Below are 11,749 nucleotides of genomic sequence, written 5' to 3' on the forward strand. Positions count from 1 at the left end.
GGCGCCCGGTCAGGGCGTCCGCCGCCGGAGCGTCGTCGCGCCGACCAGCACCGCAGCGAGGATGAAGCCGACGAGCACGAGCACGTCGCCGCGCACGTCGGCGAGCCCGCCGCCCGCGGCCAGCACCTGCAGCGCGTCGACCCCGTACGTCAGCGGCAGCACCCGGGAGACCGCCTCGAGCACCGCCGGCATCTGGTCGCGCGGCAGCAGGATGCCGCACGCGATGATCTGCGGGAACACGATCGCCGGCATGAGCTGGACGGCCTGGAACTCGGTGCGGGCGAGCGCCGACGCCGCGAGGCCGAGCGTCGAGCCGAGCACCGCGTCGAGCACCGCCACGAGCCCGACGACCCACAGCGGGCCCGCGACGTCCATGCCGAGCAGGACGACCGCGACGCCGGTCAGCACGAGCGCCTGCACGACCGCCGCGAGCCCGAACGCGAGCGCGTACCCGGCCACGACGTCGCCCTTGCCGATGGGCGTCGCCATCAGCCGCTCGAGCGTGCCCGTCGTCCGCTCGCGCAGCGTCGCCACGCTCGTGACCAGGAACATCACGATCATCGGGAAGAGGCCGAGCAGCAGCGGGCCGAACCGGTCCAGCACGGGCGTGCCGTCGAAGATCCACGCGACGAGCGCCAGCAGCACGCACGGCAGCGCGAGCATGATCGCGAGCGTGCGGTGGTCGTGCCGGAGCTGGGACAGCACGCGTGCGGCCGTCGCGAGCGTGAGCCGCGCGCTCACCGGACACCCACCGCGGCGTCGCGCTCCACGAGCGTGAGGAACGCGTGCTCGACGTCGGCCGCCCCGGTGCGCGCGAGCAGCTCGGGCAGGTCCGTGTCCGCGACGAGCCGCCCCTCGCGCAGCAGCAGGAGCCGGTCGCAGCGCGTCGCCTCGTCCATCACGTGGCTCGACACGAGCAGCGTCGTCCCGGCGTCGCGCAGGCGCCCGAACAGGTCCCACAGGTCCCGCCGCAGCACCGGGTCGAGGCCGACGGTCGGCTCGTCGAGCACGAGCAGGTCGGGGCTGCCGAGCAGGGCCGCCGCGAGGGACACGCGCGCGAGCTCGCCGCCCGAGAGCCCGCCCGTGCGCCGGCGCGCGTGCCGCGTGAGGTCCACGTCGTCGAGCACCCGCGCGACGTCGCCCGGCGGCGCACCGACCACCGCCGCGAAGTAGCGCAGGTTCTCCGTCACCGTGAGGTCCGTGTACACGCTCGGGGACTGCGTGACGTACCCGACCCGGTGCCGCAGCGCGGGCGAGCCGGCCGGCAGCCCGAGGACCTCGACGACTCCCCCGGCGACCTCCTGGACGCCGACGACCGCGCGCAGGAACGTGCTCTTGCCGCTCCCGCTCGGCCCGAGCAGCCCGACGACCTGCCCCGCGGGGACCGTCACGTCGAGGCCGGGCAGGACGACGGTGCCGCGCCGACCCCCGCGCACGACGCGCAGCCCGACCGTGCGGACCGCGGGCGTCCCCGGTGCCGGGCCCGTGTGCCGGCCGCTCCGCTCCCGCGGACCGCCCGCGACCTCGTCCGACGCGCGCGTCCCCCGGCCGTGGCTGCCCATCCGCCCACCCTGGCCCGGGGCCGGGTGCAGGTCAACGGACCGGCGACGCCGGGTGAACCGGGGGCCGTGGGGCCCGCGGTTGCTCCGGACGCGTGACACGGAACGCGGACGCGACACGTGGCGTTCACACACCGGCGCTATGGTCCGACCACATCTCGCTCGACAGTCGTCCGTCCGGTGCAGTCGCCGGGCGGGCGACTTTGCCGTGCCCGGGACCGATCCCCGAGGCGTGGCGGTGCGACAGTCGAAAGGAACGCTCGTGAGGACCAAGCTCGTGATCGCCGGCGCCGCCGTGCTCGTGGTTGCCGTGGGGGCTGCCGGGTTCGTCCTCCTCGACCGGGGGCCCGACGAGACGATCGCGACCGTCACCGCGGTCGAGTCCGGGGACACGCTGCGCGTGCGGCTCGACGGCCAGGAGCGCGTGCTCCACCTGACGAACCTCGCCGCACCCGAGGGCGACGAGTGCCTCGCGCCCGAGGCGACCGCGCAGCTCGCGGGCTACGCCGGCATCGACTCCGAGCTGCGCCTCGACGTCGAGGGGACCCCCGCGGCCGAGGGCGACCTGACGCTCGCGGCGTTCCTGCCCGACGGCCGGCTCCTCAGCGAGGTCATGGCCGCCGACGGCCTCGGCTACCTCGTGATCGAGGAGGGGGACCGGGAGTACGAGTGGGTCGTGCGCGCCGCGCAGGAGGACGCCCGGTTCAACGCCGCCGGCCTGTTCTCGACCGAGGTCGACTGCACCATCCCCGGCCAGGTCTTCTCGGTCTCCGACCGCGTCGAGGCCGCGACGCTCGTGCTCGAGGAGGAGTCCGGCGCCGAGCTGCTCGCCGCCCAGCGCGCCGAGCTCGACGCGCTGATCGAGGAGGCGCACGCCCTCGTCGACCTCATGGGCACCGAGCAGGGCGGCGCCGTCTGGGACGTCCTGCGCGCCAGCGACCGGATCGGGTACGCCGCGCAGGCGCAGACCGCCGTCGCCACGCTCGAGCTCGCCCGCGGCGAGGTCGAGCTCGTGCTCAACCAGGAGCCGACGGCCGCCGAGACCGACGCGCGGGACTGAGCGCTCAGCCGACGGGCACGAGCAGGCCGTCGAGCACGAGCCCGCGGACGCTCGGCAGCACGTCCGCGGCCACGTCGCCCGCGCCCACGCCCAGCAGCGACGCGAGCGCACCGACGATCTGCCCGACCGAGAGCTCGCCGTCGCACACCCCGACGAACCCGGCCAGGGCGGTCCCGGCACGGACCGTCCGGCCGAAGGCGCCACCCTGGCGGAGCAGCACGACGCTCGGGTCGGCGTGCCCGGGCGTCAGGTACCGCTCCTCGGTCACGTCGGGCGCGACGACGAGGTGCTCGCGCGCGAGGGCGGCGTCGTCACGCCGGTCGAGCCACGCGTGCGCCGCGAGCGAGGCGGCGACCGCCGGGCCGAGCGGCTGCCGGACCCCGCCGGTGACCTCCTCGAGCCGGCGCAGCGTCGGCGGGCCGTCGAGCGGGCGGCGCAGCGTGACGATCCCGAAGCCGACGGCCTCGACGTCCCGCGAGGCGAAGTCGTCGAGCCACGCGCCGTACCGCTGCGCCCACGCCGCGGGGTCGCGGTCCGGGGTCGTGCCGCCGTCCCGGATCCACGTCTCGGCGTACTGCGCGGGGTCCTGCAGCTCGCGCTGGACCACCCAGCCGTCGAGCCCCGACTCCTCGACCCACTCCCCCACGCGCTCGTGCCACTCCTCGCCGCGGCGGACCTCCCAGTTGCCCAGGAGCTGCGCCACGCCGCCGGGCGCCAGCACCGCGCCGACGCCGGTGACCAGATCACGGACGATCGCGTCGCCCGCGCGCCCGCCGTCGCGGTACTCGTAGAGCGGGACGTCGCCCGCTGCGCCCGCCGCGCCCGCCGCGGGCGACCGGGGGGTGATGACGAACGGCGGGTTCGACACGACGAGGTCGAACAGCGCCTCGCCCGCGCCGCTCACCGGGCCGAGCATCGAGCCCGCGCGCAGGTCGAGGCGGTCGCGCGCGACCCCCGCGAGGTCCGCGTTGAACCGCGCGAACGCGAGCGCGCGGCGCGAGATGTCCGTCCCGACGACCGACCGGGAGTGCCGGGCCGCGTGCAACGCCTGGATGCCGCACCCCGTGCCGAGGTCGAGCGCGCGGGTCCGGGCGTCCCGCACGGTGACCTGCGCGAGCGTCGTGGAGGCCCCGCCGACGCCGAGCACGTGGTCGGTCCGCAGCGCGCGGCCGGTCGCGAGCTCGCCCAGGTCGGAGGCCACCCACCAGTCGACGGTTCCGGTGACGGCGCTGGTGGTGGCGGCGCTGGTGGTGGCGGCGGTCCCGGTGGTGCCCGGCGTGGCGGGGTCGGTGTCCAGGCCGTCGGCCGCCTCGTACGGCCGGAGGTCGACCCGCGCGCGCACCGCGTCGTCGGGGCCCTCGCCCGCCGCCTCGACGAGCCCGAGGGCCTGCGCGCCCGCGACGCCGAGCCGCCCGAGCGCCCGCTCGAGGGCCGCGCGCGGCACGTCCACACCCAGCACGAACGCCCGCACGAGCGCCGCCCGGGGGTCGGTGGTGCCAGCCGTCGCACGCAGGGCCGGGACGGCCTCCTCGCGGTGCAGCGCCGCGGCCGCGAGCGGGCCGAGCAGGTCCTCGACACCCTCGACGGTGTAGTCGCTGCGGGCGAGGTCGGCGCGGAGCGCGTCGAGCAGCGCCGGGTCGGTGCGCGGGGTGTCGGTCGGCGGGGTCGGGTCGGTCACCGGACCATCCTGCCGTGCCGCGGCCGGCGGACCTGGGCGGCCCGTGCGGTCCCGTCCGGGCGGACGGCGCGGAGCCGTGCCGGGCGTCAGCCCGGGAGCTCGAGCTCCGCGACGATCGGGAGGTGGTCGCTCGCCCGGCGTGCCGCGTCGTCGTCGGGCACCCGGGCGCCGCGCGGGACGAGGTCCGGGCTCGCGAGCACCGCGTCGATCCGCCGCCGGGGGCGCACCGCGCTGAACGTGCGCGCGGGCTCGGCCGGGGCGCCGCCGAACGGCACCCTCGGCCCGTCGCCGGGCCCGCCACCGGACCCGTCGCGGGGCGCCTCGACGTGCGCGTCGCGCAGCAGCGTCCCGAGCCGGCCCCACGTCTCGCCGCCGGGCTGCTCGTTGAGGTCGCCCACGACGACGCACGGCCCGGGCGTCGCCTCGACCTCCGCGAGGATGCGGCTGAGGTGCCGGGCACGCTCGAGCCGGTCGAGCGAGAGGTGCACGGAGACGACCCGCACGCCGTCGACGGTCGCGAGCGCGTAGCCGCGGCGCGTCCACGCCGTCCGGCGCTCGCGCGCGCCGAACCACGGCAGGCGCACCGCGCGCGCGTCCTCGACCCGGGTCGCGCGCGGCGAGACGAGCAGCGCCGTCGTGCGTGCACCGCCGTGGCCGACCGCGACGCGCAGCCCCGCGTCGCGCGCGAACCGCCGCAGCCGCCACCGCCCGAGCGGCCCGCGCGGCGGCTCCTGGACGCCGACCACGTCGGGGTCCGCGGCCCGCACGACGGCGGCCGCGGCGGCGGCGTCGAGCTTGAGGCCCTTGAGGTTGTAGGTCATCACGCGCAGCACCGGCATGGCGCCCATCTCACCGTCTCGGCGCCGCACGCGCCCGGTGACGCACCCCGGACGCGTGGCGCGTCACGCCCGGCGCCGCCGGTCGGACCCGCGGCACCACCGCCCGGGCGCGGACGCACCAGGGAACCCGCCCGCCCGGGCGCACGACCGGCACGCAGAAGGACCGGGCCCGCCGCACGGCCGGCACGCAGGAGGACCGGCCGGCCCGTCGCGCGGCCGGCACGCACGAGGGGACCCGCCGGCCCCGGCGGATCCCCTCGTGGTGTCCCGGCGCGGGTCCCCCAGCGCCGTCGGCGACGTCAGCGCACGAGCTGCGTCTCCTGCTCGAGCCGGCCCTCCTGGTCGACGCGCGCCGCGCGCAGGCGCGAGGCGATGACCGCGCCGAACGCGATGGCCGTCGCGGCGACCGCGATCGCGAGCCGCAGCGCGTGGTTCGCGTCGTCGCCGACGCTGATCGCGACGATCGCCGGGGCGATCAGCAGGGCCACGAGGTTCATGACCTTGATCAGCGGGTTGATCGCCGGGCCCGCGGTGTCCTTGAACGGGTCGCCCACGGTGTCGCCGATGACGACGGCCGCGTGCGCCTCGGAGTTCTTGCCGCCGTAGTGGCCGTCCTCGACGATCTTCTTCGCGTTGTCCCACGCGCCGCCCGAGTTCGCGAGGAACACGGCCATGAGGACGCCGGCGCCGATCGCCCCGGCGAGGAACCCGGCGAGCGGGCCGATGCCGAGCCCGAAGCCGACCGCGATCGGTGCGAACGCCGCGAGCAGGCCCGGCGTCGCGAGCTCCCGCAGCGAGTCGCGCGTGCAGATGTCCACGACCTTGCCGTACTCGGGGCGGACCTCGCCGGTCATGATCCCGGGGTGGTCGCGGAACTGGCGGCGCACCTCGAACACGATGGCCCCGGCGGCACGGGTCACCGCGTCGATCAGCAGGCCCGAGAACAGGAACACGGTCGCGCCGCCCAGGATGACCCCGACGAGCGTGATCGGCGAGATGATCGAGTAGCTCAGCATCGCGGCCACGATGTCGCTGTCGACCGCGGCCTCGCCGACGTCCCGCAGGGCCGTGGAGACGGCGTCGGCGTACGAGCCGAACAGCGCGGTCGCCGCGAGCACGGCCGTCGCGATCGCGATGCCCTTGGTCACGGCCTTGGTGGTGTTCCCGACGGCGTCGAGGTCCGTGAGGATCTGCGCGCCCTCCTCGGTCACGTCGCCCGACATCTCGGCGATGCCTTGGGCGTTGTCGCTCACGGGGCCGAACGTGTCCATCGCGACGATGACGCCGACCGTGGTGAGCAGGCCGCAGCCCGCGAGCGCGATGAGGAACAGCGAGAGCGCGACCGAGCCGCCCGCGAGCAGGAACACCCCGCAGATCGCGGCGGCGATGATGCCGGCGGTGTAGACCGCCGACTCGAAGCCGACCCCGATGCCCGAGAGCACGACGGTCGCGGCGCCCGTGAGCGACGTGCGGGCGACGTGCTTGGTCGGCTTGGACGTCGTGCCGGTGAAGTAGCCGGTGACCCAGAGGATGACCCCGGCGAGGACGACGCCGATGGCCACGGAGAGCGTCGCGACGAGCCGCGGGTCTCCCCCGTGCGTCTCGAGGCCGGCGGTGCCGCCCGTGAGCTCGGCGAACGTCGACGGCAGGTACACGTACGCGGCGACTGCCGCGAGCAGGACGCCGACGAGCGCCGCCGTGTAGAAGCCCCGGTTGATGGCCGCGAGGCCGCTCTCGCTCCCGCGCACCTTGGTGATGACGACGCCGAGCACCGCCACGAGCGCGCCGATCGCGGTCACGATGAGCGGCAGCACGAGGCCCTGCTCGCCGAACGCCGCCTTGCCGAGGATGAGCGCGGCGACGAGCGTGACCGCGTAGGACTCGAACAGGTCGGCCGCCATGCCCGCGCAGTCCCCGACGTTGTCGCCCACGTTGTCCGCGATCGTCGCGGCGTTGCGCGGGTCGTCCTCGGGGATGTTCTGCTCGACCTTGCCGACGAGGTCGGCGCCGACGTCCGCGGCCTTCGTGAAGATGCCGCCGCCGACGCGCATGAACATCGCGAGCAGCGCGGCGCCGAAGCCGAAGCCCTCGAGCACCGAGGGAGCCTCGCCCCGGTAGATCAGCACGACGGACGCGGCCCCGAGGAGCCCCAGCCCGACGACGCACATGCCGACGACGCCACCGGTGCGGAACGCGATCCGCGCACCCTCGGCCCGACCGCCGGGCAGCGACGCCGCGGCGGCCACGCGCAGGTTGGCGCGCGTCGCGAGCCACATGCCGAGGAACCCGATCGCGGCCGAGAACCCGGCGCCGACGAGGAAGAAGATCGACCGCCCGACCTTGATGCCCATGTCCCCCGGCAGCAGGAAGAGCAGCAGGAACACGACGAGCGCGAACGCCCCGAGCGTCTTGAACTGCCGCGCCAGGTACGCCGACGCGCCCTCCTGCACGGCGCGTGCGATGTCCTGCATCTTCGCGGTGCCCTCGCCCGCGGCGAGCACCTGACGTCTGAGCACGACCGCGTAGAGCAGCGCGGCGACGGCGATCGCGGCGATGACACTGACGATGGTGAGGCTCGTGGGTCCGAGCGTGAGCATGCAACCTCCTCGGGCACCGGCGCGGCCCCCCTGAACCACGCCCGTCCGTGCGGCCCCGTTGCCGTCGGACGCGCCGAAGTCTAGTCAGATGCCGACGCCCGGTCGCGACCGGGCGGGTGCACCGCGCGGTCGCGACGCGTCGCCGCAGGACACCCCCAACGTTCTGCGTGGTCCGGGCGTCTGGGGGGTCGACGATGGTGCACCACCGAGAGGACGACGACATGGCCTGGGACGACGAGCTCACGCAGCTCGTGCAGGAGCGCGGACCCGCGCTCGTCGGGTGCGCCTACCTGCTGACCGGCTCCCTGCCCGGCGCGGAGGACCTGGTCCAGGAGGCGGTGCTGCGGACGTTCGCGCGGCGCCGCACCGGGGCCGGGCAGACGTGGCTCGAGGCGTACGTGCGCCGCGCGATCCTCAACGTCTACCTCGACGAGTACCGGTCGCGCCGGCGGTGGTGGCGCGCGGCCCCGGTGCTGCGCGACGAGACGCCGCTCCGCGCGCCCGACGCGACCGTGCCCGAGCGCGTCGACGTCCTGGCGGCGCTCGCCCGGCTCTCGCCGCGTGAGCGTGCGTGCGTCGTCCTGCGCTTCTACGAGGACCTCACGGTCCAGGAGACGGCCGAGCGGCTCGGCCTGAGCGCCGGCGCGGTCAAGCGCTACCCGTTCGACGCGAGCCGCCGCCTCGAGCCGCTGCTCGCGGACGGCTACGCGCTGTCCACCGAGGACGTCACCCCCCTGACGACGAGGAAGGCCGGACGATGAACGACGACCTCGGATCCGCCCTGCACGACATCGCCTCGCGCGCCGGCCGTGCGCACGAGCAGAGCCGCGACCTGACCGGCACGCTCCGGGCCTCGGCGCTCGTCGGTGCCGCGCGCCGCCGCCGCCGGACCCGCGCCGCCGTGACGTCGGGGGTCGCCGGGCTCGCCGTCGTGGCCGTGGCCCTGGGCGCCGACGCGGTCGGCGTGCGCTTCGACGCGGCCCCGCAGCCCGCGACGACGGAGACGGTCGCGCCGTCGCCGAGCGCGTCGGCACCGGCGAGCCCCAGCCCGTCGGCGAGCACGGTCGCGTTCCCGGTGGGCGACCCCGGCCTGCCGTTCGGGGTGTGCGGGTCGGTCGTGGGCTCCGCGCCGGCGGCACCCGTGACGTCGAGCGTGACGGTCGACACCGTGCTCGGCTCGCAGCAGGTCGCCGCGGACGGGACGCTCGACGTGACGACGATCCAGCGCACGCCCGGTGACGCGGCGATCACGCTCAGCGACGCGCGCGGGCCCCGGCTCGCCGTCGTGCACGACGGCGTCGTCGTGGCCGTGGCGGCGCACGGGTCCACCGGTCGCGACCCGGCGGCCGGCAACGACCCGGTCGAGTGGCGGATGCCGACGGACACGCTCGGCGAGCTCGACCACGCGTCCTGGTACCGGGACGGCGTCATGCGCGTCACGACGGGCCGCGTCGAGCTCACGGTCTGCGCTCCGGGCGAGGACGGCACCACCGTGCCCGGCTCCCCCGGCGTGGCGCTGCCGCCCGGGCAGTACGAGGTGCACCCGCTGCTCGAGGTGCGTCCCGTCGGCGACGGCGAGGCGGACCCGGAGCTCCCGGGGTACTACGAGGAGCACACGCTCGAGGAGATGCCCCAGATCGCGACCTCGCAGCCGTGGACGGCCTCGGGCTCGCCCGTGACGTTCACGGTCACCGCGGACGCCGCCCCGCCCGCCGCCAGCGCCACCGGCGGGTCCGCCCCGGCGCCCGTGGGAGACCTGGTCTGCGGCGCGCCCGCACCCACGCCCACCGACCCGGGCTCCGCGCTGCGGCTGACCGCGCAGGCGGACGTGCCGTCGTCGGCCGAGGGCGACGCGCTCGCACTGGACGCCGCGCTCGTCTGGGCGGGCGAGGGACGGCTCGTCGGCTGGGCGGGCATCGGCGTCCAGATGGTCCTCGTGCAGGACGGCACGATCGTGGCGGTGCCGGGCGACGGGCACCCCGCGACGGAGCTCCTCGACGTGCCGGTCGACCTGGGCAGCGGTGCACCGCTCGACGTGTCGGGCCGGGCGCGCGTGAGCCCGTGCGGGGCCGGGGACACCGGCCCGAGCCGCCCGCCCGCCGGCGACTTCGAGGTCTACGTCGTGGCGGCCGTGCGGATCGACGAGGCCGCCGCGGCCGGGCTGGCGCCGGGCACCGTCGTGCTCGTCGCACCGCCGTTCCCGGTGCAGGTCGCCGGTTGACCGACCCGCCCCCGCGGCGCACCAGCGCGGTGCGCCGCGGGGCGGGCTCGGGGCCGCTCGGGGCGGACCGCGCCACCGACCAACGATCGGGCCCGCCCGGTCGTCATGAGGGGCAGGTGGGCGGTCCCGTCCCCGACCGACGACGACGGAGGCGCAGTGGCCGACTGGGAGCACGTGCTCGACGCGCTGGTGCGCGAGCGCGGTGCGGCGCTCGTGCGGTACGCCGCGCTGCTGACCGGCGGCACCGCGGAGGCCGAGGACCTCGTGCAGGAGGCGCTGGTCAGGGCCTTCAGCCAGGGCCGCCCGCTGCGCGAGGCCCACGCGGCGGAGGCGTACGTCCGGCGCGCGGTCCTGACCGTCTTCCTCGACGGGTACCGGAGGCGGCGGCGCTGGAGCGGCGTGCGGCACCTCCTCGCCGGCGCCGAGACGACCGACGGCCCCGAGGACGCCTCGGCGGCGCGGGCCGACGTGCACGCCGCGCTCGCGACCCTGCGCCCGCGGCTGCGCGCGTGCGTCGTGCTCCGCTACTACGACGATCTGACCGTCCCCGAGATCGCCGGCCGCCTCGGGCTGTCCGACGGCACGGTCAAGCGCTACCTGTCCGACGCGATCCACGCGCTCGAGGGGGCGCTCGGGCCGCTGCCCGTCGCCCGCACCCTCGACGTGACCCTGCTGCCGACCGGGAGGACCCGATGAGCACCGACCTGTCCCGCGCCCTGCACGACGCCGTCGACGGCCCCGTCGCGGCCGGGCGCCCGGCACTCGACACGACGGGCGTCGCCGCGCGCATCCGGCGCCGGCGGGCGGTGCGGGCCGGTGTCCGCGGGACCGTCGGGCTCGGAGCCGCCGGTGCTGTCGCGCTCGGGGCTGCGACGCTGGCACGCAGCGACGCCGCCGGCCTCCCGGCAGCCGTCCCGGGGGCCGAACCGGGAGCGTGCGGGTCGGCGGCCGAGTCGCTCGGCAGCACGCACGGGGACGCCTCGATCGAGGTCGTCGGCGCGGGCGTCGGCGTGCTCAGCGCGACGAGCTGGCAGTACGACTCGCGTGGTCCGCTGGGCTCGCTGCAGGGCCGCGAGCTTGCCGTCTCGTTCACGACCGTGCTGGACGCGGGCCCGGGTGCGACCGCCGAGCTGGTCCCGTCCCTCGACGAGCCTCCCCACCTCGCCGTGGTGCGCGACGGCATCGTCGTCTCCGTCCCCGGGCCGGCGCGACGCACACCGGCTCAGGAGGCCGTGGACTCCCAGGCGCGGCTCGACCCGAGCGGCCTGAACCCCGGAGGGCACGATGCGAGCGCCCCTCGTGAGCTCGTGGTCGACCTCGCGGCGTGCGGCACGGACGGTGAGCCGCTGCCGCCCGGGCGCTACGACGTCTACGCGTGGACCGACGCCGCGTCGCCCGGCGAGCGCGTCGTCGACGGCCCCTGGGAGCTCGAGCTGCTCGAGCGTGCGTCCACCCCCGTGCCGCTTCCCGCGGGGTTCCCGGCCGACGTCCCGCTCGTACCCGGCGAGCTCGTCGAGGCGGTCGAGCTCGACGGGACGACCGCGAGCGGCTGGCTCGTCACGGTGGGGGTCGCCGGGACGGACGGCCGCCAGCGCGCCCTGCGGGCGCTCGCCGACGCCGGCTACACCGCGGCGTCCGCCGAGCTGCTGGACGGCGGGCGCACCCCGCAGTCGGGCCTCACGACGCTTCTCGACGCGCAGCACGTCGTCGAGCTCTCGGAGACGGTGGGCACCCGCCACGACCGTGAGCTCACGTACCGCATCCGGGAGCGCTGAGGCCACGAGCACCGGGGCGG

Annotated in this window: 10 protein-coding genes; 5 read left to right on the plus strand and 5 right to left on the minus strand. The window is 76.6% G+C overall.

The features are described 5' to 3' along the window. Positions 1 to 9: 9 nt before the first annotated feature. Together CCE01nite_RS02015 and CCE01nite_RS02020 are read right to left on the minus strand one after the other, a co-directional pair. A complete protein-coding gene (locus tag CCE01nite_RS02015; RefSeq protein ID WP_034634063.1) occupies positions 10 to 741 on the minus strand; it encodes an ABC transporter permease in 732 nt (243 codons plus the stop codon). After that, a complete protein-coding gene (locus tag CCE01nite_RS02020; RefSeq protein WP_084142904.1) occupies positions 738 to 1,562 on the minus strand; it encodes an ABC transporter ATP-binding protein in 825 nt (274 codons plus the stop codon). The genes CCE01nite_RS02015 and CCE01nite_RS02020 overlap by 4 nt, the downstream gene beginning before the upstream one ends. Before the next feature lie 259 nt (positions 1,563 to 1,821). On the opposite strand from CCE01nite_RS02020, the gene CCE01nite_RS02025 reads away from it, so the two are divergent. Beyond that, entirely contained in the window at positions 1,822 to 2,619 is a 798-nt protein-coding gene (locus tag CCE01nite_RS02025) for a thermonuclease family protein (protein WP_141371909.1), read from the plus strand. A gap of 4 nt (positions 2,620 to 2,623) precedes the next feature. Here the strand turns inward: CCE01nite_RS02025 and CCE01nite_RS02030 are convergent, their stop codons facing one another. The 3 genes from CCE01nite_RS02030 to CCE01nite_RS02040 form a co-directional block, all read right to left on the minus strand. Then, positions 2,624 to 4,297, minus strand: a complete 1,674-nt coding sequence (locus CCE01nite_RS02030) for a DUF7059 domain-containing protein (RefSeq protein WP_034634067.1) — start codon at positions 4,295 to 4,297, stop codon at positions 2,624 to 2,626. 86 nt (positions 4,298 to 4,383) lie between these two features. Then, the gene (locus CCE01nite_RS02035; RefSeq protein ID WP_170223927.1) at positions 4,384 to 5,136 is read right to left on the minus strand and encodes an endonuclease/exonuclease/phosphatase family protein; all 753 of its coding nucleotides are present in this window, start codon (positions 5,134 to 5,136) and stop codon (positions 4,384 to 4,386) included. A gap of 299 nt (positions 5,137 to 5,435) precedes the next feature. After that, entirely contained in the window at positions 5,436 to 7,733 is a 2,298-nt protein-coding gene (locus CCE01nite_RS02040) for a sodium-translocating pyrophosphatase (protein WP_034629980.1), read from the minus strand. Between the two features lie 194 nt (positions 7,734 to 7,927). On the opposite strand from CCE01nite_RS02040, the gene CCE01nite_RS02045 reads away from it, so the two are divergent. The 4 genes from CCE01nite_RS02045 (at position 7,928) to CCE01nite_RS02060 (ending at position 11,729) form a co-directional block, all read left to right on the plus strand. Beyond that, the gene (locus CCE01nite_RS02045; protein ID WP_246056279.1) at positions 7,928 to 8,494 is read left to right on the plus strand and encodes a sigma-70 family RNA polymerase sigma factor; all 567 of its coding nucleotides are present in this window, start codon (positions 7,928 to 7,930) and stop codon (positions 8,492 to 8,494) included. After that, positions 8,491 to 9,954 carry a hypothetical protein gene (locus CCE01nite_RS02050; protein WP_034629988.1) on the plus strand — a complete coding sequence of 488 codons (1,464 nt, stop codon included), beginning with the start codon at positions 8,491 to 8,493 and terminating at the stop codon, positions 9,952 to 9,954. Before CCE01nite_RS02045 ends, CCE01nite_RS02050 begins: the two co-directional genes overlap by 4 nt. A gap of 156 nt (positions 9,955 to 10,110) precedes the next feature. Further along, positions 10,111 to 10,650 (plus strand): RNA polymerase sigma factor, encoded by a 540-nt coding sequence (locus tag CCE01nite_RS02055; protein WP_034629994.1) that lies wholly within the window; start codon positions 10,111 to 10,113, stop codon positions 10,648 to 10,650. Then, positions 10,647 to 11,729 carry a hypothetical protein gene (locus tag CCE01nite_RS02060; protein WP_034629999.1) on the plus strand — a complete coding sequence of 361 codons (1,083 nt, stop codon included), beginning with the start codon at positions 10,647 to 10,649 and terminating at the stop codon, positions 11,727 to 11,729. Before CCE01nite_RS02055 ends, CCE01nite_RS02060 begins: the two co-directional genes overlap by 4 nt. The last annotated feature ends 20 nt before the right edge of the window (positions 11,730 to 11,749 follow it).

It is taken from the genome of Cellulomonas cellasea, assembly GCF_006538745.1.
GTDB classification, from domain to species: domain Bacteria; phylum Actinomycetota; class Actinomycetes; order Actinomycetales; family Cellulomonadaceae; genus Cellulomonas_A; species Cellulomonas_A cellasea.

Excerpts from the sequence above, each read along its gene's own strand:
- CCE01nite_RS02045 (WP_246056279.1), top strand. The coding sequence starts at position 7,928 with ATGGTGCACCACCGAGAGGACGACGACATGGCCTGGGACGACGAGCTC.
- CCE01nite_RS02050 (WP_034629988.1), top strand. The coding sequence starts at position 8,491 with ATGAACGACGACCTCGGATCCGCCCTGCACGACATCGCCTCGCGCGCC.
- CCE01nite_RS02035 (WP_170223927.1), bottom strand. The coding sequence starts at position 5,136 with ATGCCGGTGCTGCGCGTGATGACCTACAACCTCAAGGGCCTCAAGCTC.
- CCE01nite_RS02020 (WP_084142904.1), bottom strand. The coding sequence starts at position 1,562 with ATGGGCAGCCACGGCCGGGGGACGCGCGCGTCGGACGAGGTCGCGGGC.
- CCE01nite_RS02060 (WP_034629999.1), top strand. The coding sequence starts at position 10,647 with ATGAGCACCGACCTGTCCCGCGCCCTGCACGACGCCGTCGACGGCCCC.
- CCE01nite_RS02040 (WP_034629980.1), bottom strand. The coding sequence starts at position 7,733 with ATGCTCACGCTCGGACCCACGAGCCTCACCATCGTCAGTGTCATCGCC.